The 26,862-nt window shown below is 28.1% G+C and carries 22 protein-coding genes; 13 read left to right on the top strand and 9 right to left on the bottom strand.

Going from position 1 to position 26,862, the window contains the following annotated elements:
* Nucleotides 1-80 precede the first annotated feature (80 nt).
* From fbaA to speB, 3 genes are all read right to left on the bottom strand, one after another.
* A complete protein-coding gene (gene fbaA / locus BCHRO640_RS01305) occupies nt 81-1,163 on the bottom strand; it encodes a class II fructose-bisphosphate aldolase (protein WP_015344526.1) in 1,083 nt (360 codons plus the stop codon).
* An 84-nt stretch (nt 1,164-1,247) separates the two neighbouring features.
* Entirely contained in the window at nt 1,248-2,432 is a 1,185-nt protein-coding gene (locus tag BCHRO640_RS01300) for a phosphoglycerate kinase (RefSeq protein ID WP_015344525.1), read from the bottom strand.
* 496 nt (nt 2,433-2,928) lie between these two features.
* Nucleotides 2,929-3,849, bottom strand: coding sequence for an agmatinase (speB, locus tag BCHRO640_RS01295; protein WP_015344524.1), 921 nt, complete (start codon nt 3,847-3,849; stop codon nt 2,929-2,931).
* A 752-nt stretch (nt 3,850-4,601) separates the two neighbouring features.
* Here speB and metK point away from each other — a divergent pair.
* The 5 genes from metK (at nt 4,602) to BCHRO640_RS01270 (ending at nt 9,877) form a co-directional block, all read left to right on the top strand.
* Complete coding sequence (gene metK, locus BCHRO640_RS01290) at nt 4,602-5,771, top strand: methionine adenosyltransferase (RefSeq protein WP_015344523.1); 1,170 nt, start codon at nt 4,602-4,604, stop codon at nt 5,769-5,771.
* A 799-nt stretch (nt 5,772-6,570) separates the two neighbouring features.
* Nucleotides 6,571-7,134 carry a YqgE/AlgH family protein gene (locus BCHRO640_RS01285; RefSeq protein WP_041567602.1) on the top strand — a complete coding sequence of 188 codons (564 nt, stop codon included), beginning with the start codon at nt 6,571-6,573 and terminating at the stop codon, nt 7,132-7,134.
* On the top strand, nt 7,134-7,559 hold the full coding sequence (gene ruvX, locus BCHRO640_RS01280; RefSeq protein WP_015344521.1) for a Holliday junction resolvase RuvX: 426 nt from the start codon (nt 7,134-7,136) through the stop codon (nt 7,557-7,559). Before BCHRO640_RS01285 ends, ruvX begins: the two co-directional genes overlap by 1 nt.
* 942 nt (nt 7,560-8,501) lie before the next feature.
* A complete protein-coding gene (mutY, locus tag BCHRO640_RS01275) occupies nt 8,502-9,551 on the top strand; it encodes an A/G-specific adenine glycosylase (protein ID WP_015344520.1) in 1,050 nt (349 codons plus the stop codon).
* Nucleotides 9,552-9,622: 71 nt separating this feature from the next.
* Complete coding sequence (locus BCHRO640_RS01270) at nt 9,623-9,877, top strand: oxidative damage protection protein (RefSeq protein WP_015344519.1); 255 nt, start codon at nt 9,623-9,625, stop codon at nt 9,875-9,877.
* A gap of 184 nt (nt 9,878-10,061) precedes the next feature.
* Here the strand turns inward: BCHRO640_RS01270 and clpX are convergent, their stop codons facing one another.
* On the bottom strand, nt 10,062-11,321 hold the full coding sequence (clpX, locus tag BCHRO640_RS01265; RefSeq protein ID WP_015344518.1) for an ATP-dependent Clp protease ATP-binding subunit ClpX: 1,260 nt from the start codon (nt 11,319-11,321) through the stop codon (nt 10,062-10,064).
* Nucleotides 11,322-11,459: 138 nt separating this feature from the next.
* Entirely contained in the window at nt 11,460-12,086 is a 627-nt protein-coding gene (gene clpP, locus BCHRO640_RS01260; RefSeq protein WP_011282791.1) for an ATP-dependent Clp endopeptidase proteolytic subunit ClpP, read from the bottom strand.
* Nucleotides 12,087-14,309: 2,223 nt separating this feature from the next.
* Here clpP and cyoA point away from each other — a divergent pair.
* The 6 genes from cyoA to BCHRO640_RS01230 all read left to right on the top strand — a co-directional run bounded on the left by cyoA (nt 14,310) and on the right by BCHRO640_RS01230 (nt 20,328).
* Nucleotides 14,310-15,194 (top strand): ubiquinol oxidase subunit II, encoded by an 885-nt coding sequence (gene cyoA / locus BCHRO640_RS01255; protein ID WP_015344516.1) that lies wholly within the window; start codon nt 14,310-14,312, stop codon nt 15,192-15,194.
* 75 nt (nt 15,195-15,269) lie between these two features.
* The gene (cyoB, locus tag BCHRO640_RS01250) at nt 15,270-17,231 is read left to right on the top strand and encodes a cytochrome o ubiquinol oxidase subunit I (RefSeq protein ID WP_015344515.1); all 1,962 of its coding nucleotides are present in this window, start codon (nt 15,270-15,272) and stop codon (nt 17,229-17,231) included.
* On the top strand, nt 17,224-17,796 hold the full coding sequence (gene cyoC, locus BCHRO640_RS01245) for a cytochrome o ubiquinol oxidase subunit III (protein WP_051015641.1): 573 nt from the start codon (nt 17,224-17,226) through the stop codon (nt 17,794-17,796). Before cyoB ends, cyoC begins: the two co-directional genes overlap by 8 nt.
* A gap of 3 nt (nt 17,797-17,799) precedes the next feature.
* The gene (gene cyoD / locus BCHRO640_RS01240) at nt 17,800-18,102 is read left to right on the top strand and encodes a cytochrome o ubiquinol oxidase subunit IV (RefSeq protein ID WP_015344513.1); all 303 of its coding nucleotides are present in this window, start codon (nt 17,800-17,802) and stop codon (nt 18,100-18,102) included.
* Nucleotides 18,103-18,121: 19 nt separating this feature from the next.
* Nucleotides 18,122-19,006: a heme o synthase gene (gene cyoE, locus BCHRO640_RS01235; RefSeq protein ID WP_015344512.1), complete on the top strand. Its 885-nt coding sequence runs from the start codon at nt 18,122-18,124 to the stop codon at nt 19,004-19,006.
* 200 nt (nt 19,007-19,206) lie between these two features.
* Nucleotides 19,207-20,328 (top strand): MFS transporter, encoded by a 1,122-nt coding sequence (locus BCHRO640_RS01230; protein WP_236608108.1) that lies wholly within the window; start codon nt 19,207-19,209, stop codon nt 20,326-20,328.
* Nucleotides 20,329-20,657: 329 nt separating this feature from the next.
* Here BCHRO640_RS01230 and thiI read toward each other — a convergent pair whose 3' ends face one another.
* Nucleotides 20,658-22,118, bottom strand: a complete 1,461-nt coding sequence (thiI, locus tag BCHRO640_RS01225; protein ID WP_015344510.1) for a tRNA uracil 4-sulfurtransferase ThiI — start codon at nt 22,116-22,118, stop codon at nt 20,658-20,660.
* A 288-nt stretch (nt 22,119-22,406) separates the two neighbouring features.
* Here thiI and ispA point away from each other — a divergent pair, with 288 nt between their 5' ends.
* Nucleotides 22,407-23,327: a (2E,6E)-farnesyl diphosphate synthase gene (ispA, locus tag BCHRO640_RS01220; RefSeq protein ID WP_015344509.1), complete on the top strand. Its 921-nt coding sequence runs from the start codon at nt 22,407-22,409 to the stop codon at nt 23,325-23,327.
* Between the two features lie 35 nt (nt 23,328-23,362).
* Complete coding sequence (dxs, locus tag BCHRO640_RS01215) at nt 23,363-25,237, top strand: 1-deoxy-D-xylulose-5-phosphate synthase (protein ID WP_015344508.1); 1,875 nt, start codon at nt 23,363-23,365, stop codon at nt 25,235-25,237.
* Between the two features lie 101 nt (nt 25,238-25,338).
* On the opposite strand, the gene BCHRO640_RS01210 is transcribed toward dxs, so the two are convergent.
* The 3 genes from BCHRO640_RS01210 to ribH all read right to left on the bottom strand — a co-directional run bounded on the left by BCHRO640_RS01210 (nt 25,339) and on the right by ribH (nt 26,859).
* A complete protein-coding gene (locus BCHRO640_RS01210) occupies nt 25,339-25,830 on the bottom strand; it encodes a phosphatidylglycerophosphatase A family protein (RefSeq protein ID WP_015344507.1) in 492 nt (163 codons plus the stop codon).
* A gap of 90 nt (nt 25,831-25,920) precedes the next feature.
* Nucleotides 25,921-26,355, bottom strand: a complete 435-nt coding sequence (gene nusB, locus BCHRO640_RS01205) for a transcription antitermination factor NusB (protein WP_015344506.1) — start codon at nt 26,353-26,355, stop codon at nt 25,921-25,923.
* A gap of 27 nt (nt 26,356-26,382) precedes the next feature.
* Nucleotides 26,383-26,859, bottom strand: a complete 477-nt coding sequence (gene ribH / locus BCHRO640_RS01200) for a 6,7-dimethyl-8-ribityllumazine synthase (RefSeq protein WP_015344505.1) — start codon at nt 26,857-26,859, stop codon at nt 26,383-26,385.
* Between the last annotated feature and the right edge of the window lie 3 nt (nt 26,860-26,862).

The following is a 26,862-nucleotide window of genomic DNA, read 5'->3' as shown; positions in this document are numbered from 1 at the left end:
ATTTAACTTCATATAATTTGAATTTTATTCGATACACGAACCTAATCTAATATATTATCATTTGTTATTAAAAAATTATTTTACAAAATATTAACAGCATTTAAGGTGTAAAATATTTTTTCTAAATACTTAATCATTGATTTTTGTCCTGCACGAATCCAAATACGTGGATCATAAAATTTTTTATTTGGTTGATCATTTCCATATGGATTACCTAATTGAGTTTGAAGAAAACTTTTATTATGTTGGTAGTATTTTAAAATACCTTCCCAAGTAGCCCACTGTATATCAGTATCAATGTTCATTTTTACAACACCGTAACTGATAGCTTCTTTAATTTCTTCTTCTGTAGATCCAGATCCTCCGTGAAATACTAAATTTAAAAAATTGTCAGGTAATCCAAATTTATTCGAAACATATTTTTGTGATTTTTGAAGAATTTTTGGATCCAATCGTATGTTGCCTGGTTTGTATACACCATGTACATTGCCAAATGATGCAGCTATAATAAATCGAGGACTGATAATATGTAATTTTTCATAAGCATAAGTTATATCTTCTGGGTTTGTATATAAAAGTGAACGATCCAAATGATGGTGATCTATGCCATCTTCTTCTCCTCCGGTGCAACCTAATTCTATTTCTAAAGTCATATTTAATTTATGCATACGACTTAGATACTGTGAGCTAATTTCTATATTTTCTTTTAAAGATTCTTCAGATAAATCAATCATATGAGATGAAAATAATGGACTACCAGTTTCATAAAAATGCTTTGCACCTAAATCCAATAGAGCATTAATCCAAGGCAAATTTTTTTTAGTACAATGATCAGTATGTAAAATAACAGGAATACCATAATGTTTAGAAATATGATGTACATGTAGACTACCAGAGACAGCTCCTAATACTGCTGTATTATGATCATTTTTATCACTATTTAAACCATATCCTGCCATGAAAGCAGATCCTTTTTTAGAAAACTGCAAAATAATAGGAGACTGCATATTAGCTGCAGATTCTAATGCAGCATTAATTGAATCCATTCCTATACAGTTTACTGCTGGTAAAGCAAAATTGTTTTTTTTTGCAAAATCAAATATTTTCTGTACACTATTTCCAGTAACTACACCTGGTTTTATAAAATCGAGGATCTTAGTCATTTATTTTCTTCTGTTGTTAATGAAAGAATACATCGATAAGACTATTTAAATATAGTCGTATACATTTTTCATATATAATACTGGTTAATTCATGTTATTTAAAGCATGCTTTTCAAGCATTTTTACTGATGGAAATGTTTTACCTTCAATGAATTCTAAAAAAGCACCACCTCCAGTAGAAATATAAGAAATTTGATTAGAAATATCAAATAAATCAATAGCCATTAGAGTATCACCGCCTCCAACGATAGAAAAAGCATTACTTTTAGCAATAGCATGAGATATCATCTCCGTGCCTTTTCTGAAATTTGGAAATTCAAATACTCCAATAGGACCGTTCCAAAGAATAGTTTTAGCACAATTTAAAATATCTAATATTCGAGTAATAGATTCATCACCTAAGTCAAGAATTTGCTCATTATCTTTAATATCAATTATAGCTTTCATAGTGACTGGAGCAGTTTCAGAAAATTCTGTACTTACTCGTACATCAGTAAGAATAGGTATATCGCAATTTTCTAAAAGACGTTTTGCTGTAGGTATAAGTTCTTCTTCATATAAGGATTTACCTACTTTTTTACCTTGAGCTGCTAAAAAGGTATTTGCGATACCTCCTCCTACTATCAAGTAATCTGCAACTTTTGATAAAGAATCTAAAACAATCAATTTAGTAGATACTTTAGATCCCCCAACTATTGCAACCATTGGTCTCATAGGATTACATAAGGCCTTTCCTAAAGCTTCTAGTTCTTTTTGCAATAAAAGCCCAGAACAAGCTAAAGAAACAAATTTACCTATACCATGTGTAGACGCCTGTGTACGATGAGCACTACCAAACGCATCCATAATAAATACATCACATAACATGGCGTATTTCTTTGATAATATCACATCATCTTTTTTTTCTCCTTTATTAAACCGCACATTTTCTAAAATTAAAAGCTCTCCTTCCATAAAGTTTACTCCCTCTAAATAATCTTTAACCAGACGTACTTCTTTAACATATCTATTAATCAATTGTTTCTTTAAATATTCAGCCACGGGCTGTAAGGAAAATTGAGCATTATATTCTCCTTCTATTGGTCGACCCAGATGAGAAGTTACCATAACATGTTTACTTTTCTTTAAAGCCAATTTAATAGTAGGTAATGATGCATGAATTTTTCTATTAGAAGTAATAACTCCATTTTTAACAGGTACGTTTAAATCAGAACGAATTAAAACACGTTTACCCGTTAGGTCTAAATCAGTTATTTTGATCATAGTCATGATAGGTAACCTTTTAAATGTGAAGCAATATAGATGGTCATATATTGATGATGAAAAATATTTTTATTTATCTATATATCACTATTTTTTAGTTTAGTTTATTAGTTAGCGACTGAATAAAATAAATAATATATAACTTAAAATAAATTTAATTTTTCAAAATAATTAATTAATAACATAGAAACTCTAAAAAATTAATGTATTGTAAACAACTACTATATACTGAACAGTATTAACCTGCATTAGGAAACATGCAATGTCTTATGAAAGCATAATGTGCTGATTACTTAATAACAATCTGATTTATAAATCATTTATAAATTTAGTGTTGTAATCATATAATCATTTAACATGTTACGTAACTAATATTATAAGTATTGTTGATTTGATGTCAGTATTAAGCATTGAAATATAGTACCAATTTTATCATGCGATGTTATTTTTTCGTGTGATTAATTACAGTGTTTAATTAATGAATAACATATTAAATTAATTTTTAATTCTTCTTTGATTTCACTTGAGTATAAAGCATTTCCAACCCTATTGTAGCTGCTGCTAAAGCAGTAATTTGTGCACAATCGTAAGCTGGTGCTACCTCTACTAAATCAATACCTATAATATTTAAATGTTGAAAACCTCGTATTAATTTTAATACACGGTAACTTGTTAATCCTCCAATTACTGGAGTCCCAGTACCAGGTGCTATAGCTGGATCCAAACAATCAATATCGAAAGTTAAATATACTGGAAAGGATTGAGCGATTGATGTTATTTTATTGATGATAACATCAATGTTAGTATCATTAATATACTCTGCATCTAGCACTGTAAATCCGAAACATTTTTTGTATTCGGTACGAATACCAATTTGTATTGAATGTACAGGATCTATTAATTTTTCATTAAGAGCATGTAATATTACAACACCGTGATCATATTTACTATCGTTATCATAATAATCTGCATGTGCGTCAAAATGTATTATTGCTAATTTTCCAAAAAATTTCGCATACGCACGTAATATAGGTAATGTGATATAATGATCACCTCCAAATGATAACATTTTTTTTCCAGACATTAGTAAATTTTCAGCATGGTTTTGTAGAGAACTGGTGAAATCTTGTATGTCTCCAGATTTATATATTAAATCTCCGCAGTCAATTATGTGCAAATTCTTGCGTATATTCACGTTCCAAGGCCAACGAAAATGTTCCCAGGCTAAATTAATAGATGCCTGTCTAATAGCGGTCGGTCCGAATCTACTTCCTGAGCGACCAGACGTAGCCAAATCAAAAGGAACTCCAGTAATTACCCAATCACTATTACTATTATAAGGATCGAATTCTAATGGAAATCGTAAAAATCCAAAGGAATTTGAAAATAGGGAGCTATCATTTTTATAATTCAAAGTATTCATGTGTTTCCTTTGTTTAATTAATTTTATAAACAGTCTATTATATGTAAAATATAATTTGAGTAAAATTAAATAGAATATTTGTATAAATTAATATTTCTAAAAATTTTTTATATGCTCGGTTGACACAGTTGCAGTTCAACAAGTTTCTCAAATTTAAAAAATTTCTATAAATATGTTCAAATAAACCTGTACTTAAATGTATGATGACATCTATATAGTAAATGAATTACAAACAAGACTTATTTTTATTTATTTTTTAATTTAATTATTTTCTACAACACAAGATGCAAACATTTTATTATAAAATGATTACATAAGATATTTGGTTCGTATAAGTATTGAATATCGTTAGAATTTTAAATTTATATATACAATGATATTGAATAATATAACTTTACTTTTTAATAAATTAATTCAAAACATGATTCAATCATATAAGTGAATAAACGCATAAAAAATTAAGTTAATCGTAATACTTATATAAGTATTAGATGAAAAATATTAGAAACAGGTATATTTGCAACAAATTTTGATCATAATCTATTAATAGTTATTATATAGCTACTTTATCAATATTTGATATATAAATTGAATAATATTTTTATACTATTAAATACAAAAAGGAAGTATGATATGTTGGTAATTTATATAAAATAATTTTATGCGTATGATTAATTTAAATAAATTTACTATACCTATGTTAGGTCATACTAATGTAAGTCACGAACTTGATACTAAAAAGGATATAAAAAATGTCGCAATATTCGTTTACATCTGAGTCCGTATCAGAAGGACATCCGGATAAAATTGCAGATCAGATTTCTGATGCTATATTGGATTCTATCTTAGCTCAGGATCCAAGAGCTCGTGTTGCGTGTGAAACTTATGTTAAGACAGGTATAGTAATAATGGGCGGGGAAATTACTACTACTGCTTGGGTAAATATGGAAGAAATCGCTAGAAACACTATTCGTGATATTGGTTATGTTCATTCAGATATGGGGTTTGATGCAAATTCTTGCGTAATATTGAGTGTAATTAATAAACAATCTTCAGATATTCAATATAGTATTGATCATGGTAATACAAGTACATTACAACGAGGAGCAGGTGATCAGGGATTAATGTTTGGATATGCTACTAATGAAACTAGTGTTTTCATGCCTGCTCCGATAACATATGCGCATCGTTTGATTAAAAGAAAATCTCAAGTGAGAAAAAGTGGGGTGTTGCCTTGGTTGGGATTAGATGCTAAAAGCCAAGTAACTGTTGCTTATGAGAATGGAAAGATCATTGGCATCACTGCTGTTGTCTTGTCTATTCAACATGCTTATGATATAAAGTTAACAGATTTGAAAGAAGCTGCTATGGAAGAAATTATTAAACCAGTGTTACCTAACAAATGGTTATCTAATAACACTATATTTCTTATTAATCCTGGCGGGCGTTTTGTTATCGGAGGTCCTATTAGTGATTGTGGTTTAACTGGAAGAAAAATCATTGTAGATACCTATGGAGGTATAGCTCGGCATGGTGGTGGATCTTTTTCTGGAAAAGATCCTTCAAAAGTAGATCGTTCGGCCGCTTACGGAGCAAGATATGTAGCTAAAAATATTGTAGCAGCTGGATTAGCAGATCGCTGCGAGCTGCAAGTATCCTATGCAATTGGTGTTCCACATCCAATTTCTATGAGTATTGAAACTTTTGGAACAGAAAAAATATCACATGACATTTTAATACAATTAATAAAAAATTTTTTTGATTTTCGTCCTTATGGTTTAATTTCCATGTTAGATTTATTAAGACCAATTTACAAAGAAACAGCTGTTTATGGCCATTTTGGTCGTGAATGTTTCCCTTGGGAAAAAATTGATAAAGCAGACCTTCTTCGTGATGCGGCTGGTTTGAAATGTACACCTTAATAGTATTCACATACTTATTTTTAAGTTGATTTATAATGATTTTATCAATATGGGAATATACAATGTGTTGATCAATGATCATACAATAAGAAGATTGATATTGGTCTTGTATATAATATATATGTTTGGATAATAATTAAAATTATGTAATCAGTTTTTGATAAAAATTAAAATTTAAATACATGTTGTTTATACATAAAATTAATACTTAATTTTATGTATAAACAACATTGCAATGTATGCAAATACAATGATTAAGGTTAGTTAATTTTTAAAAAATTTTTATGAAATATATAGTACACAATAAATATATTTTTAAATATTATAAAATATAATGAGATTTTATATGCTGAATCAACTTCAGTAATTTTTATTAGTCTTTATAAAAACTATATTAAAATATAAGTATATAAATATTTTTTAGATATTTTGATATGTAGTAATTTTGATTAATTTTAATGTAAAAAATAAAATTATAGTATGTGTTATTTGAGAATCTACATGTTTATATGTTGTATAATTAATTGTTGATTTTTTTTGCATTTAAAATGTTATTAGTTTAATTTAAATTTTATTTAAATATTCTCATTATAAATATTGTGTTAAAAAAACACGAATCCATGTGTTCATAATAATTAAAAATACTTAAATTGAAGAGTGGTTTGCACAGAAATCAATCAATTATAATTGATAACAAGGATGTGTATTATTGAAGAAAAAATAATTGATTTAAATTTTTAAACTTTATATTTTTAACAAATAAATTTATAAATAATTTATGTTAACACCACATAAGATAATAAATTTACAAAATCATTTTTTAATAGCTATGCCTGCACTGAAAGATCCATTATTTAAACAATCAGTGGTATATATTTGTGAACATAATGACGCAGGTGCTATGGGAATTGTCATTAATAAACTAGTGACACGATGTACGGTAGAAACTATATTAAACAATCTAAAGATTGTATCCCCCACACGCGATCCGTCTGTTCGATTAGATAATCCAGTATTTTCAGGAGGCCCCTTATTAGATGATCGAGGTTTTATTTTACATACTCCTATAAAAGGTTTTGGTTCTAGTGTTAACATTTCTTCAAAAGCTATGATTACTACTTCTAAAGATATTTTAGAAACTTTAGGAACCCCTAATCAACCAAAGGATATATTGGTGGCGCTTGGCTATTCTGGATGGGATAAAGGTCAATTAGAACATGAATTAATGGAAAATACTTGGCTTACTGCTCCGGCTAATGAAACAATTTTATTTCATACTCCTATTATTGATCGTTGGCGCGCAGCTGCAAAAATATTAGGAATTGATATTTATAATATTGCTGACCAGACAGGTCATGCGTGATGTCAATCGTCGACATAGTTATGGGTTTTGATTTTGGTACTAAGCACATAGGAGTAGCTATTGGTCAGAAATTGACTTGTACTGCACAACCTCTGACTGTATTGCAGTCGCAATCTGGTGTTCCTAATTGGAAACGTATCCGAGATATTTATGATACGTGGAAGCCAATGATTTTTGTAGTAGGATTACCTTTAAAAATAGATGGTAGCGAACAACCTATTACAATTTTAGCAAAGATATTTGCTATTCAACTCAAAGAACTGTTTCCAGTTCCAGTAAAAATGCATGATGAGCGTTTTAGTACAAGTGAAGCACGTTTAAACTATTTTAAATATTATCATGATGATTTATGTGCTAGATCAAATATTAAAATCAATGCAATTGCAGCTGGAGTAATTTTAAAAAGTTGGTTAAACAAATCTTAAGCACAAAAAATAATATTTCCTATATAAATAGAATAAAAAATAATAACTAAATATTAGAAATAATATTAATTATTATAATAATGTTCAAATTTTAAAATTGTTTTTATTATTTGTTATTTTAAAAAATTTTTTAATAATGTAAAAAAAATGATAATACATCAAATGTATAAATTATTCATATTAATTTATATATAAAAAGTTTTATTTTATATGTAAGAATAAATATTAATTTTTAATGAGCATAACAATAAGAAATTTACTCAATTTTATTAGTTTTGTATAATTTGATTACAATTAAAAGATAATTTTAAATTATGATAGATGATGTAATTATACATATTTTATAAATTTTAAATTTCAAGTGAATAAGGGTATTTAAAAATATTTTCTTTGTTTTTATTTATATTTTTTTTGAAATAGAGTGTCAGTACAAACGAAATAAATTAGGAATTGTAATAATGGATAAAAAATCGGTTACGTTAATTGAGACAAATCAGTGTACAGCACCACATTAATAATGTTTGTGATATTATTTTTTTATTTCTAATAAAAATTAGATGATAAAAATTTATAACTTTTAATAAAAATATGCATATGCGTTTGTTATGAATAAATGCATATGCACTGATATATGGACACTGTTTTCTAATAATTATTAGAAATATGATTGTTAAATCACTTTCCTCAAAAAGTAGTTTATTATAAAAGTGACATTAGCATGTTTAAAAATAAATAATTATTAAATTATATTACTAATTATTGAAATTAAATTTTATATTTTGTTAGTTGACTGAAATATCTATAATTACTTTAACAACACATTAATCAGGTATTTCTATTCAGCAAAATTGTTTTAAATTTTTAACAATACCTTGTAATAAAAGTTTTAGTTGATTGCGTAAGAATGCGATTACATTTGATTTTTATATAGCACAAAAACGTATGACTCAAGATATTATTTTTTCAAAAAAAATGTTACTGTGGTATCACAAATATAGAACTCAGGAATTGCCATGGCAATTGAATAAAACAATGTATAAGACTTGGTTATCTGAAATCATGCTGCAACAAACACAAGTGAAAACTGTAATTTTTTATTATGAACGATTTATTTCAAAATTTCCAACTATTAAACAATTGGCGACAGCAGAATTAGATGAAGTATTATTTTTATGGAGCGGATTAGGGTATTATGTGCGAGCTAGGAATTTACATAAAACAGCTAAAATTATTGTTAATCATTATCACGGTAATTTTCCAAAAGATTTCGACACGCTTGTTTCTTTTCCTGGTATCGGAAAATCTACCGCAGGAGCTATATTATCGTTAACATTAGATCAGCATTATCCTATACTTGATAGTAATGTAAAACGAATACTAATTAGATATTATGCTCTCGATTATTCTTTATCAAGAAATAGCTCTGAAGTAAATAATAAACTATGGTTATTAATCAAACAATTACTTCCTAATATAGGAGTTGCAGATTTTAATCAAGCCATGATGGATCTCGGGAGATTAATATGTACTAGTACGTATCCACTTTGCAATGATTGCCCTCTTCGAGAAGGTTGTCGATCTTTTCTAAATCACTGTGTTGATCAATATCCCAGAAAGAAACTTAAAAAAAAATTAATTAAGAAAACTATCTGGTTTTTATTGTTATTGTCACAACAGTATCAAATGAAAATGATATGGCTCGAAAAGCGATCATATCAAGGAATATGGGGAGGATTGTTTTGTTTTCCTGAATTTTCCACCCTTAAAATATTAAATACGTGGTTGTTACACTATAATCTTCATAATAATCAACGTATGAATCTGGCTATTCTAAAACACAAATTAAGCAATATTGATTTAGAAATAAAACCAATATTGCTTAATACACATAAAAAATTAAATTATAAAAAAGATGGGATTTGGTATGATTTGATGCATCCTCCAGTCATTGGATTACCTAAACCAATTTCTATAATACTGCAGAAATTGTAATCATAACGCAGTAAAGATATTGAATTTCCAATTCTCATAAAAATGATTGTTGCAATGTGAGACTTCTAATAATGTCCAAAATAATTTATTGTGTTTTTTTAAAAAAATATGCTGAAGGACTAGACGCTCCATGTTATCCAGGAGCATTAGGAAAATATATTTATGAACATATTTCTAAAATCGCATGGATGCAGTGGCAAGATAAACAAACTATTTTAATCAATGAAAATAAACTCAATATGATGAATATTACAGATCGTACAATACTTGAAAAAGAAATGAAAATTTTTCTATTCGGAAAAAATTTTTCAATAAAAAATAATTAATTACTAGAGTTTTTTCTTTCAATTGTAATGTACATTACACGTAAATTTTTTCGAACTTCGTGTTTAAAGCAAAGCGATGATTTGTTATGATAATAACAAATTTTTATTCTCAATTTATTTACGACAATATCACATGTAGCCATTATTCAATGAACGTGCACTTACGTTTAATTGGTTTTTATGGTTACTGACTGTGGATTAACAATGGTTTTGAAAGCCCAAATATTACTGATTCGTCAATTATTATTTTGTCTATATTATTTTTTGAAGGTAATTCATACATTACATCTAGCAATATATTCTCTAAAATAGCTCTAAGTCCACGAGCACCAATTTTTTTTTTCATAGCGTTTTTAGCAATAGCAGTCAATGATGTTTCTGAAAATTCCAATTTTACTCCATCAATATGAAATAGCATTTCATATTGTTTTATTAAAGCATTCTTTGGTTCTTTTAAGATTTTAATTAATTCTTTTTCTTTCAGTTCATCTAAAATAGAAACTATTGGAAGTCGACCAACAAATTCTGGAATTAAACCAAATTTAATTAAATCTTCTGGTTCAACTTGTGTTAATAATGAATGCTCAATGTTTTTTGTTGTATCGTTGTTTTCTAAAACTCGAAACCCAATTGTACGTTTGTTAGTAGTGCGTTGCTGGATAATTTGATTCAAACCAAAAAAAGCACCACCACAAATAAAAAGAATATTAGTAGTATCCACTTGTATAAATTCTTGCTGAGGATGTTTACGACCTCCTTGTGGTGGTACCGCAGCTGTAGTCCCTTCAATCAATTTTAATAAAGCTTGTTGTACTCCTTCTCCGGAAACATCTCGAGTAATAGAAGGATTTTCTGATTTTCTAGAAATTTTGTCTATTTCATCTATATAAATGATTCCTTGTTGCGCTTTATTTACATCGTAATTACATCGTTGTAATAATTTTTGTACAACGTTTTCTACATCTTCACCTACATACCCCGCTTCTGTCAAAGTAGTAGCATCTGATATAGAAAATGGTACATTAAGAAACCGAGCTAATGTTTCTGCTAATAATGTTTTACCACTCCCTGTAGGGCCGATCAATAAAATGTTACTTTTAAACAATTTTGTACCATTGCTATTTATACACGTCTTTTCATTACGTAAACGTTTGTAATGATTATATACTGCTACTGCAAGTACTTTTTTAGTGTATTCTTGTCCAATCACATAATCGTCCAAGTAATTCTTAATTTCACAAGGGGTAGGATATTTGGTCAATTTTTCGTTAATTATTTTACCTTTATTTTCTTGACTAATTATATCTTTACATAAACCAACACATGTATCGCAAATATGCGCTGATAATCCAGCAATTAATTTTAATACTTGATTTTGATCTTTCCCGCAAAATGAACAACATAATGCACTATTTTTTGAATGATTTTGATGATCATCGCTCACAGTCTGATATCCTTCTGTTTACGTTTAATTCATTTAAAGCAATCTATAAATTACTTGAGATATAAATAACAAATTCAGACATAAATTTTATTACAGATCATGATGATAATGAAACGTAAATTAAGTAATAATTTAAATTTATATTCGCTGAGATAACACACAATCTACCAATCCATACTTCATTGCTTCATCAGCAGATAAAAAACAATCTCGTTCTGTATCTTTATTGATGATATCAATAGATTGTCCGGTATGTTTTGCCATAAGCTTGTTGATATTATTTTTAATTTTTAATATTTCTCTCGTATGAATAGCAATATCAGTAGCTTGTCCTTGGAAAGATCCTAATGGTTGGTGAATCATTATTCGAGCATTCGGTAAACAAAATCGTTTACCTTTGGTACCAGAAGCTAATAGGAAAGCGCTCATGGATGCAGCTTGTCCCATGCAAAACGTACTAACATCAGGTCTTACAAATTGTATAGTGTCGTATATTGACATTCCCGCGGTTATTACTCCTCCTGGAGAGTTAATATACAAATGGATGTCTTTTTCTGAATTCTCTGATTCTAAGAACATCATTTGAGCAACAATTAAATTAGCTACACTATCTTCGATAGTTCCTGTCATAAAAATAATTCTTTCTTTTAATAATAAAGAAAATATATCGTATACACGATCTCCTCGAATAGTATGCTCTATTACTGTTGGAACTACTACCATACGATGACAATAAGGCGTTTTAAAGTTATGTGAGCATTGCATAGCATGTATTATAATCCTCTTGTATTGTATATCTGTTATATAAAAGTTTTATTTAAACCTTGATATAATACAATTTATGAAAAATTTCAAACTAAATTTAATAATCATATTTTATTAAGAAATAATTGTTGAGCATATAGCTTTCTGTTAATTTATTATTAATCAAAATGTTTAAGGATTAAAATAGAAAATATTTATATATTCACATATATATTATTTGTTCTTATCGTATCTTATGTATACGATTACAGTCGCATGTAATAAATAGTTAAAGACATTGCGTATGGATAAAAACTGATTGTTTATGATTTAATCAACTAATTATAATAAAAACATTTATTATTTAAGATGATATTTCTTACAGTCTAATATTTCTAATGATCAGCTAATTTAATCATAACTTATTAAATCTTTATATGTAATTTTTTGCAATAATTTTGTCTGATTAAGAATAAAATCAGTTATTTTTCTCTATAAAAGAGACGCGAATATATTGTTAGCGTTGTCGTATTGTTGTTTCATGATCACATTTTTTGAAACATCGAGTGTATCTAATACACTATTAATAATGTTGTAAATTAGAAGCATAGTTGACATCAATTCTTGAGCTAATATCATTACATGGCAATGCAATTTTACGCGATGTTTATCTGGATCTTCGAAGATAAATCTGCTTAACAATAAATGTGTAATTGTTTTATTTTTTTAAGTTCATTGACATAAACATGCTTAATTACCTTATTACTATGAACTATTGATGCATATGTTATTAAACATAGAAATAAATTCAATACGTTATATACGATATATTTTTTTTATATTTAATTTTTTATTTTATTCTAATAATATAGTTTAAATAAAATTTCACATATTCCTGAGTTTTTACATACATACATTTATTTTTTTAGTATCTATTCTGTGAAATAGACCGATTTACGTCATTTTGATTTGATTTTAAAAACTTTAAAATTTTCATTTTTTAAAAAATAACAATTCATTCATGCATCTTTCCTTAAAGATTATTTGAAATAATATTCATGTTAAATATCAATTTTTATATTGAAAACATCTTCTACATTATAATCAAACATCTTATCCTTATAAATTAAGGCAAAACTAATTATTTTTTTATTAATTATCATAACAACACCTCCAATGTTGTCGTCTCCATCTTATACCATAAGATAGTATAACGATGTTACAAGTAACCTGATTCCAATACTAATTTTCTTATTACTACATTTCTAAGTATATGTATTTTTACATTTTTAAAACTACAACCAATATCCATTTTTTATAATGTCTGATAAAAATTGGTTTTTCATTTCAATATTAATAAATCCTTTCAGTTTTATATGTGGATATACTTCTACTGTGACAGTAGACACAAAATTTTTACTATTATTACAAAAATGTATAAATTATTGCATGTAGGTTTACTAATTAAATTATTTTTTTGATGATAAGATTAATATAATTTTTATTACATTTAATTTTATCATGATTTTATGACTAATAATTAGTCCATAATTTTTCTTAAAAAACAAATAGGTACCTTCTCAACACGGAACCCATGAATATATATGTTTTTAGAAACATGTGTCGATCTTTCACAATATTCTTTATTCGCAATATTATAGAATAAATTAACAGTAATGCGTTTCTATTAAGATTTAATATTTTCAATCATTACGCGTATCTAATTCATTCCTTTTTATTTTATAAATCAAAAATAACAATAAAAGTATACGATATTATGTGACATTACACATAATATAAAAATTATAAATGTAACAGATCTTTAATTCATATTTATATCTAATAAATAATTATCATATAACTCATATTCTCAACATTATCAATGCACTAAATTTTTAATAATGTTATATGTGTCATCATTAAGATGATATCGATACTTGAATAGATATGTAAAATATATAATTAAATTAATTTACATTAAGTTATTTAGTAAAAAATCTCAATTATACCTAACAATACAAGTATTGCTGTAAATTTATTAAAATAATGGAGTATTTAATGTTATCTTTACGTCATAAAATGAAGCTAATTTCAAATAAATATACTGACTATATTTAAAACTTTCTAATAAATGGTAATTATAAAAAATTTTTTGATATATATAATCTATTTACATTAATGCAGGTTTGCGGTAGGATGTTTAACTTAAGAACTTAAAATATATATTCGCATTAGAATAGTTGAATGAAATTCAGAATATGCAAACATAGAAAGATATATATTTCATTGTTACTGTATAGTTTAATAACAATATTAAATGGATGCAGCGATTTGGTTTTATTACATCCTAGAGGCCAAATTGGGATGGAAGAACGTTCATTGATATTGACCGCATTCGGATTAATGCTTAGTATAGTTGTCCCAGTAATCGTGATGGCAATTTTTTTTACTCTAAAATATAGAGCATCTAATCTCAGAAATACGCAATATAGTCCTAATTGGGTAAATTCTAAAGAAATAGAATTTATAGTTTGGGCTGTACCAATTTTAATTATTATCTTTTTAGGAACTGTAACTTGGCAATCTACTCATAAATTAGATCCTAAAAACCCTATTGTATCGTCTGATGAGCAACCAATTATTATTAATGTCATATCATTAGATTGGAAATGGCTTTTTATTTATCCAAAACAAAATATAGCAGTTGTGAATGAGCTTGTTTTTCCAGCGCATATACCAATAAAATTCAATGTTACTTCTAATTCAGTTATGAATTCTTTTTTTATTCCTCAATTAGGAGGACAAATTTATGCGATGGCTGGAATGCGTACGGAACTATATTTAATAGCTAATGCAGCAGGGCGATATAAAGGTATTTCATCAAATTTTAGTGGTCAAGGATTTTCTGGTATGAAATTTACTGTTGTTGCTACACAGACTAAACAAGAATTTGAACAATGGATACAAAAAGCTCGACAATCATCTCATCAAATTAATAATATGTCAATTTATGAAGAATTAGCTAAACCCAGTGAATACCATCCGATAATTTATTTCTCCAATGTACAACCCAACTTGTTTTACAATGTAATCAATAAATTTACACATCAAAAAAAAGAATATTTTTAGCTATAATTCATGTTTCCTTAATATAAAGCATGATTGTTTTGGGAAATGTTGCAAATATATGAGGATAATAAAGTAATGTTTGGAAAATTAACAACACATTCTATTCCATATGAAGATCCAGTTATTATGTCGACAGTTATTATCATTCTTTTCATTGGAGTAATTCTTTCTGGTATCATTACATATTACAATAAATGGCGATATCTTTGGAATGAATGGTTTACTTCTGTAGATCATAAAAAAATTGGAATTATGTATATTATAGTCTCATGTATTATGTTTGTACGTGGTTTTGCCGATGCCATCATGATGAGAGCGCAACAAGCTTTATCTTCTTCTGGATCGTATGAATTTCTTTCAGCCTATCATTACAACCAAGTAATTACTGCTCATGGCGTAATCATGATCATATTTATGGCTACTCCTTTCGTAATAGGATTAATGAACTTGGTAGTTCCATTACAAATTGGAGCACGAGATGTTGCTTTTCCTTTTTTAAACTCATTGAGTTTTTGGTTATTTATGGTGGGTGTAATTTTGATGAATCTTTCCTTAGGAATAGGAGAATTTGCGCAAACAGGATGGTCAGGTTACCCGCCATTATCAAGCAAAGAATACAGTCCTGGTGTTGGTGTCGATTATTGGATATGGAGTATACAAATTTCTGGAATAGGAACTACTTTGACTGGTATAAATTTTTTCACTACAATTTTATACATGCGAGCTCCAGGATTGTCGATGATGAAAATGCCAGTTTTTACTTGGACTGCTTTATGTACAAATACATTAATCATTGCGGCTTTTCCAATTTTGACTATTACTATCGCTTTATTAACACTAGACCGTTACCTAGGAACCCATTTTTTTACTAACGATTTAGGCGGAAATATGATGATGTATATCAATTTATTTTGGGCTTGGGGTCATCCAGAAGTATATATTTTAGTATTGCCCGTATTTGGTGTATTTTCAGAAATTGTTTCCACTTTTTCACAAAAGAAATTGTTTGGATATACTTCATTAATATGGGCTACTATAGCTATTACTGTGTTATCTTTTTGTGTATGGTTACACCATTTTTTTACTATGGGTGCAGGTGCTAACGTTAATGCATTTTTCGGCATTATGACCATGATAATTGCCATTCCAACTGGAGTAAAAGTATTTAACTGGTTATTCACTATGTATCGAGGGAAAATTGTTTTTTCCTCTCCAATGATGTGGACTATTGGATTTATCATTACATTTTCCATAGGAGGAATGACTGGGGTATTATTGTCTGTGCCAGGGGCTGATTTTGTATTGCATAACAGTTTATTTTTAATCGCACATTTTCATAATGTTATTATTGGAGGAGTATTGTTCGGTTGTTTTGCAGGAACCACCTATTGGTTTCCTAAGGCTTTTGGTTATGTTTTAAATGAAAAATGGGGGAAACGAGCTTTTTGGTTTTGGATTATTGGATTTTATATAGCGTTTATGCCGTTATATATTTTAGGGTTTATGGGTATGACTCGTCGATTAAGCCAACACATTGATCCAATATTTTCATCGATGTTAGTAACCGCATCAATGGGTACTATATTGATTGGATTAGGTATTATGTGTCAATGTATCCAAATAATAGTCAGTATTGTAAATCGTGATAAACATAAAGATATAAATGGAAATCCATGGAATGGATCTACTTTAGAATGGGCTGTTTCTTCTCCCCCGCCATTTTATAATTTTGCAATTATTCCTATAATAAACAATGATCGTGATGTTTTTTGGTATGTACAAAATAATAGAAAAATATACTCTTGTCCTGATCAATTTCAATCCATACATATGCCCAAGAATACGTATTCTGGCATTGTTATATCTTTTTTCGCTTTAACATTTGGATTTGGTATGATTTGGTATATATGGTGGCTCGTTGTTTTTAGTATGTTGGGAATAATAGCAACTTGGATTCTTCATACATTTAATAATGATACAGAATATTACGTACCAGTAGAGAAAATTAAAGAAATTGAATGTGTTAATAATGTATAAACATAATAATTTAAATATCAAGACAATATTTGGTTTCTGGTTATACATAATGAGTGATTGTATTCTATTCGCAAGTTTATTTGCAATATACTCTGTGTTATGTAATAACACAGCAGATTGTTCTTCAGGAAAAGATATATTTTCATTACCTTTTGTGTTTATAGAAACTTGTTGTTTATTATTGAGTAGTCTTACTCATGGTAAAGTTATGATATACGTAGAAAAATCATATACGAAACAAATAAATATTTGGATGGGAATAACTTTTTTATTAGGACTATGTTTTATTAGTATGGAGATCTATGAATTTTATCATTTAATTAAATTAGGAAACAATCCATGTCGCAGTGCATTTCTTTCTTCTTTTTTTACTTTAGTTGGGACCCATGGTCTACATGTGATGGCGGGTCTTATTTGGATTGCGGTAATGATTATACATATTGTGTATCAAGGATTGACATACACCAACTATATACGAATGCAATGTTTAAGTTTATTTTGGCATTTTCTTGATGTTATATGGATATGTGTATTTACTGAGGTATATTTACTGGGAGTACTATAATTAATGAAGAATGGTTATACACAGAAGTCATATTTAATTGGGTTTGTATTGTCTTTGGTTTTGACAATCGTTCCATTTTTTATGGTTACATATGACACAATAAATAAAAAAATATTAATAAATATTATTGTATTTTGCTCAATAATGCAGATTATTGTTCATTTAATTTTCTTTTTACATTTAGGAAATGTATCTAATCAAGCATGGAATTTAATATCTTTAATATTCACAATATTTATTGTTTTTATCCTTGTGTTAGGAAGTGTATGGATTATGACACATTTACATCATAATTTGATGATTTAAATAAGATAGTTTAATTATTATGATTAAATATTATTTACACTTAACAAAACCAGGAATTGTTTTAGGTAATTTAATGTCATCTGCAGGAGGATTTTTAATTGCATCGCGAGGTGCTATATCTTATTCTTTATTTATCACAATGATTGTAGGAACAGCCTTAGTAATAGCTTCTGGCTGTGTGTTAAATAACATTATTGATCGAGATATTGATGGAGTTATGGAAAGAACTAAACATAGAGTCTTGGTACAACACGGTCAAATTTTTTTAAATCAAAGTATCTTTTATGCAGTAATATTAAGTATATTTGGATTTTTGTTTTTAAGTTTTACTAAAAATGTTTTGACAATATATTTATCGGCAATAGGTTTATTTATATATGTCGGTGTGTATAGTTTATGGATGAAACGTAGATCTATTTATAGTATAATGGTGGGTAGTATATCAGGAGCGATGCCTCCAGTCATTGGATATTGTGCTGCTGCAAATCAATTTGATGCAGGGGCTTTGATGTTATTAATAATTTTTAGTTTGTGGCAAATCCCACATTCTCATTCCATTGCTATTTTACGATTAAATGATTATAAAGTAGCTTTTATTCCAACTTTCCCTATTAAAAAGGGAGTAGAGTCAACTAAGAATCATATGGTTGTTTATATAATCGGATTTATTATAGCAACTATATTATTTACTGTTATGGGGTACACTAGTTATATATTTTTAACAATAATTAGCATTATGAATTTATGGTGGTTACATATGGGATTCTATGGTTATAGAATAATTAATCACGATAGTTTGTGGGCAAAAAAAATGTTTTTATTATCTCTTATCATTATAGTATCATTAAATTTGCTTTTATCCTTAGATCATATTTTATTCTCTACAAAAAATATATTACTGTAATTATGACATATTCGAAATATTATTAATATAAATGAATAAATAATATAATATTTCTCAATATTTATAAAAATTTTTATTTTGAATATTTCATATAATATATTGATATTTTTAAAATATATAAATTTAAGATATTTCAATATCCATTTATTGTTAATACTATAATGACTAAAAAAGAATTGTATATTATATTGGGATTGAGCATGATATTTGCATTACGTATGGCAGGAGTATTTATGATTCTGCCCGTTTTGACTGTTCATGCTGTTTCCTTACAAGGAGCAAATGGAAGTTCGCTAGGTGTAGCTATTGGAATATATGGCTTAATGCAAATAATCTTCCAATTACCTTTTGGATTAATGTCTGACAAAATTGGACGTAAATCTGTTATTATCGGAGGATTAGTGTTATTTATTTTGGGTAGTGAAATAGCAGCAACTACTAATAATATTTGGGGGCTTATTATTGGAAGAGCGCTACAAGGATCAGGAGCTATTGGCAGCTCACTTATAGCATTGTTATTAGACTCAGTACAAGAACAACATCATATAAAAGCAATGGCGTCAGTTGGCATGAGTATTGGGATAGCTTTTGCTGCTTCCATGGTTTTTGGGCCAATTATTACTAACAGGTTTGGGTTAAACGGATTATTTCATTGTATTACTATATTAATTATATTAGCTATTATTTTAATTTATATTATAAAACCACCTATTTCTTCTCATCCCGTGAAAAATGATGAAAATTTATTTATTATGTTTAATAAAATTAAACATATACTAATTCAGTCACAATTAATGAAACTAAATATCAGCATATTTTTTACACATACTATCTTAATGTTAAACTTTATTGTTTTACCTAAAATCATGATAAATTTAGGATTTCCTCTTAGTGTACATTGGAAAATTTATAGCATTATTATGATAATATCTGCGATCGCAGTATTGACATGTACCTTCTATTTTGAAGGTAAAAATTGTACAAAAAAGATATTAATTGCTTGTATGAATATTTTATTTTTATCTGAACTAATTATGTCAATGAATACGTTATATAGTAAAATGTTTTTATTTGGAATGCAGTTATTTTTTATAGCATTTAGTTTAATAGAGACAATATTACCTGCTTTGATAAACAAAGCAGCACAAAAAAAATATAAAGTAACTACCATCAGTATTTATTCTATTGGTCAATTTTTAGGAATAGGATTTGGCGGGATTTTAGGTGGATTTTTATTAGAAATGAAAGGAGTATGGTTGGTATTGTTTTTTTCATTAACTATATCCTTATTATGTGTTATAGTAATTAACACACTACATTAATTATCTATAATACGGTAAAATTTTACAGCTAATAAATAGTACAATAAAATACATAAGTCCATTGCTTCATTAACATGCAGAATATTTCAATAAATACTGAATAAAAAAATTATGTTTTTTAAAATGTAAAACCGTAATTCTTACAGTATGGTTACTGTAATTTATCAAAAAAAATTTTGTAATTCAGTAATACTTAAACTGATAACGGGACGTTTTCTGTAAAACAATTTCTAGTTTACTTAATTAGTAAGTAAATAATGCTTTCATTATTAATCAATTTTTTAAAATTGAAGTTATTTGTCCAAGAATTACTTGTTTGACCTAATTTGCTATCTAGGTGGTCTGTATACCTTTACATTGCAAAATCCTTGTCTATGCAAATACATTACTTGCAATCGGCTCATTATACCATGATCACAATATAATAAATATATTTTATTGGGATCTAATTTAGAAAATTGATCAATTAAATTATAAAAAGGTATTTTTTTTATTTCTATATTATTTAAATAAAGAGGATTTTTTTCTTGTTCAATTTCTGTTCGTATATCCAATACTACATCAGTAGAATCCAATATTTTTTTAGTTTCTACTTGAAATACATGTTGATTAATAATTTGATCAGGAATGTTTTGTACGTCTATTACATAAGATTGAGACACTGCACGGTTTAACACAGTGAAATCAAAATTATTTTCTTCAAATTCGATAAGTTGTTTTGTTGTTTTTGCAGTTGATTTTTTTGATATTATTCCACAATATTCTGGAACAGATTTTGAAAGTATTTCTGTGCCTATCTTTCGAGCTAAATTGATAATTTTTTCTTTGTCATAAGAAATTAAAGGACGAAATATTACATGATCAGAAACATTGTCAATAAGTGTTAGGTTGCTCAAAGTTTGGCTCGATACTTGTCCTAACACTTCTCCTGTTATTAACGCGGTAATTTTATAACGATTAGCTACCAATGATGCAGAACGTATCATCATACGTTTTAACACTACTCCTATTTGGTTGTCTTTTATTTTAGCAACAATTTCTTTAATGACTTCTGAAAAATCAATAGAAATAAATTTTATTTTATGAGAACTACTAAATTTGTTCCATAGAAAATATATTACTCTACATACTTCAACAGTATGCATATCTCCACCTAAATTAAAAAAACAATAATTCACTTTACATCCTCTCCGAATTAACATATAGCTAGCAACAGCTGAATCAAATCCTCCTGAAATTAATGACAACATTTCTTGTTGCGTACCTATCGGAAAACCTCCTAATCCTTCGTAACGCTTGATAATTATAAAAAGTTGATTATCTTTAATTTCTAAATATATAGTTTTTTCAGGTTTTGTTAAGTTAACTCTAATATTACCTATGTTTTGACACAGTTTATTCCCTAAATAATGTTCAACTTCTTGAGAAGTGAAATTATGTTTACCACAACGTTTCACTCGAACACAAAAACTTTTGCCTGATAATTGAATCTCATAATTCAGACTGAGTATAATTTTTTCATAAATATCTTGTAAAGAACGAAACATATGTTTTTTAATTAATAACAAATGATGAATTCCAGGAATGTTTATTAAAATAGCGCATATCTTTTGATACTTGTTATGATTACATATTACCTCAAGATAATCCCAATTACGTATAATTGATGCTGATTCATTATTTTTTTTTAAAATAGTTTTAATATTTGTAATGAGGATTTTTATAAAAAAAATTCGTATAGCACGGCTTTTTATTGTAATTTCTGGTGATAATTTAATAACTATTTTCATATAAATATTTTAAACATTAAAATACATAAGCATAATATATTAGATATAGTAATCTTATACTATATAAATTATTATTATTTATATAATAATGTGCTCTTCTTTTGGATTATCGCATCAAAAATGATGATAGGCTATCATATACGTAATCAATATATGAATTGATGAAAATAATTATACTAATATATAGATATTTTTATTATGTAATATTATTATATACTGTGTATGTCATTTAAATACATATATCTAATAGTGTTTTATTTTATGATTTTATGGTATTAGTACAATACTATGCTTATGATTGATTTTTCTAATGAGTTACGTGACAGCCATCAACGAGTAGACGAAGCTATTAGTCGTTATTTGATTATGTTTCTTAAGCAAGATGTATCTCTCCTTATGCAAGCAATACGTTATAGTGTGCTGTTAGGAGGAAAACGGTTACGTCCTTTTTTAGTTTATCAAACAGGTAAATTATTTGGTGTTAGATCGTCAAATCTTAATGCTCCAGCAGCAGCCATTGAATGCATACATGCTTATTCTTTAATTCATGATGATTTACCTATTATGGATAATGATAAACTGCGTAGAGGGCATCCAACATGTCATGTCAAATTTGGAGAATCTATTGCTGTTTTAGCAGGTGATGCTCTACATACATTGGCTTTTACCATTCTTTCAGAAGCACATATGCCAACTGTCACAGATCAAAATCGTTTAAAAATGATTGCTACATTAGCTTCTGCCAGCGGAGCTAATGGAATGTGCTTAGGTCAGTCTTTAGATTTAATTAATAAAAATAATAAAAATATATCAGCCACACAGTTAGAAACCATATATCAGTACAAAACAGGATCATTAATTCGAGCTGCAGTTCGCATTGGAGCGTTAGCAGCAGGCAACAAAAGCTGCGACGACGTATTGTCATTTCTAGACCACTATGCTACAACTATAGGTTTAGCTTTTCAAATACAAGACGACATTATAGATATTTCACATGCATATAATCAGAAAAAAAAACGCAGTATGCAATCGCATCATAACGATGTCAACAACACTTATCCAAAAATATTAGGATTAAGCACAGCTCGCACTAAAGCTCAAGATTTATATTGTGAGTCATTAACATCTTTAAAATACATTGCGAAATTAGGCTATAATGTTAATATTTTATCTGCATTTTCGCGTTATATTATTAAACGTAACAACTAAAATTACATAAATAAACAATATTAAATAAATTTAATATGAACTGTAATTCAAATAAATACCCCATATTAGGTTTAATCAATACTCCTAAAGAATTAAGACAATTATCTGAAGATCATTTAGCAAAGTTGTGTAATGAGTTACGTCAATTTCTTTTAACTAGTGTTAGCAAATCTAGCGGCCATTTTGCATCTGGATTAGGGACTATTGAACTTACCGTAGCATTACATTACGTATATAATACTCCATTTGATTATTTAATTTGGGATGTAGGGCATCAGGCATATCCACATAAAATTCTTACGGGGCGGCGCGAACGTATTTTTAGTATTAGAAGAAAGAACGGATTACATCCATTTCCTTGTCGTGATGAAAGCGAATATGATGTTTTATCAGTGGGACATTCCTCTACTTCAATTAGCGCGGGGTTAGGTCTAGCAATAGCGGCAGAGCGAGAAATGCTAGGACGTCGTACAGTATGCGTGATAGGAGACGGAGCAATAACTGCTGGGATGGCCTTTGAAGCAATGAACCATGCTGGATCTACAAAATCTGATTTATTGATTATTTTAAATGATAACGAAATGTCTATTTCAGAAAACGTAGGAGCATTAAACAATCATCATACTCATATTTTATCAAAAAAAGTATATTCCAATTTAAAAGTAGACAATAATAAAATATTGTCTGACGTTTTTTCAACTAATACATTGATTAAACATATTGGTAACCAAATCAAAAATTTTAATGGCACATCAAGTTCATTATTTTCACAACTTGGTTTTAATTATATTGGCCCCATTAATGGACACGATGTATTAGAATTAGTATATATTTTGAGAAATATACGTGATATGAAAGGTCCACAATTCTTACATATTATTACCAAAAAAGGTTGTGGCTATAAACCTGCAGAAAAAGATCCTATTAAGTGGCACGCAGTACCAAAATTTAATCCCGAAAGCGGATCGTTACCTACAGAGCATTCTAAAAATATAACTTATTCTGCAATTTTTGGTGATTGGTTATGCCAAGTTGCGGCTCGAGATAATAAGATTATAGGAATTACGCCCGCGATGAGAGAAGGTTCTGGAATGAGTATCTTTTCTCAAAAATATCCAAAACAGTATTTTGATGTTGCAATTGCTGAACAACATGCTGTGACATTTGCTGCTGGATTAGCTATAGCGGGTTATAAACCTATTGTCGCTATTTATTCAACATTTTTACAACGCGCATATGATCAAGTAATCCATGACGTAGCAATTCAGAATTTGCCTGTGTTATTTGCTGTCGATCGAGGAGGTATTGTCGGAGCAGATGGGCAAACTCACCAAGGCGCTTTTGATTTATCGTATTTACGTTGTATTCCGAATATGATAATAATGACCCCAAGTGATGCGTGTGAATGTAAGTTGATGTTATATACAGGATATCGTTACCGATATGGACCTAGTGTTGTACGTTATCCCAAGGGATATGCAGTACCCGGTAATTTAGTAGATACAACAAAATTGTATACTTTACCATTAAGTAAAGGTGTAATACGTCGCCAAGGAAATTGCATTGCAATTCTTAATTTCGGAACTTTATTGCAATCAGCCTATAATGTTGCATCTGAATTAAATGCGACCCTAGTAGATATGAGATTTGTTAAGCCATTAGATGAAAACTTAATAAAAACTCTTGCTAAAAATCATCAAGTATTAATAACATTAGAGGAAAATACAATAATGGGTGGAGCCGGAAGCGGGGTAAATGAATTTATTATGCAAAATAAGCTATCAATTCCTGTTTTAAATATTGGTTTGCCTGATTTTTTTATTTCTCAAGGTTCACAATCAGAGATACTTTCTGAATTGGGATTAGATAGCATAGGTATTTATAAAAAAATTATAAAATGGATACATTAACAAGGTTATATTCAATGTAGTATGACGTTTGAATAATCTAACGCGCATAAATTTAACTTTCAATATTATTGACATATATATATATATATTTTATTAACATTTTAATGATATAAATTCATTAGTAATAAAATGATGCAAACCGATATAATACTCGCTAATATGTCATCAATAATAATGCCAAATCCACCTTTTATTTCACGATCACACCATGAAATTGGCCAGGGTTTTACTATATCAAATATTCTAAATAATAAAAATGCGATAATCGTCCATAACCAACTATGTATTGGTACTATAATTAATGTCATCCACATACCAACAAATTCGTCCCAAACGATTGATTTAGGATCATGAACACCAAGTATTTTGGTAGTATGATCGCAAAAATATATGCCTACTCCTATTCCAATAATCAAGAACAAAAAGTAAAACTGAAATGAAAATAAATAGTTCAAAATCCACCATATTGGTATTGCTAATAATGACGCTACAGTTCCTACGGGTAGCCAAGAAATTGTACCTAAACCAAAACCAGTAGCAAATAAACACCATATTTTAGATAATTTCAAATCACTAATCATATTTAAAAACATATCAGTAGCACATGTCTATTCGGTTCGGGATTAATAAAAACAATTATTATTCCTTCAAATTTATTTTTCATTATACAAACAATCATATTATTATTTAATAATATGATTGTTTGTACTAACACAAAGCTGATTGGCTATTTTATCTAATACTCCATTAATAAATTTATGACTTTTTTCAGCTCCAAAAATTTTTACAAGCTCAATTGCTTCATTAATGGCAACTTTATATGGTATATCATTACATTTGGTAAGCTCAAATAATGCGATACGTAACACTGAATGTTCAATATAACCTAATTTCTCTAAATTTCGGGATAAATACGGTATCATTAATTTATCCAATTCTTCAGCGCAACTTATTACTCCAATATATAATTCATGAAAATAAGAGATATTGCAATCTTGAATATCTTGCTCTGTTACAACATAACGTTCTATTTCTTTAACATCATTTTTAGATACTTGCCAAGAATATAATGCCTGCAATGTACATTCACGAGCACGCCTTCTACTAATTGCTTTCACATAATTCCTTTTATATATTTATATGTATTAAGAACTATTTTTAATTATTTTTAGTATATTAATCATTTCTAAAACAGCCAAAGCAGCTTCTGATCCTTTGTTATTAGATTTAATACCTGAACGTTCTATAGCTTGACTAATATTATCCGTAGTAAGTAATCCAAATCCAATAGGCAATGTGTTTTCCATGGAAATTCTGGATAATCCAGAGCTACATTCTTTTGCAACAAATTCAAAATGAATGGTAAATCCACGAATTACTGTACCCAAAGCTATTATTCCATCATATTTATGACTAATAGCCAATGCTTTTGCGATTAATGGTAATTCATAGGAGCCTGGAACCCAAATTATGGTTATATTTTCATCTTTTACGTGTCCAATTCTTTTTAAAACATCTAAAGCTCCTTCAAGTAAATTATTATTAACGAAACGATTAAATCGAACAATCGCGATAGCAATCTTAGCTTTATTTGCTATAGTATCGCTTTCAATAATATTCATTAT

This window comes from Candidatus Blochmanniella chromaiodes str. 640, assembly GCF_000331065.1.
Taxonomy (GTDB): domain Bacteria; phylum Pseudomonadota; class Gammaproteobacteria; order Enterobacterales; family Enterobacteriaceae; genus Blochmanniella; species Blochmanniella pennsylvanica.
This window is presented reverse-complemented; position numbering and strand designations above follow the sequence as displayed.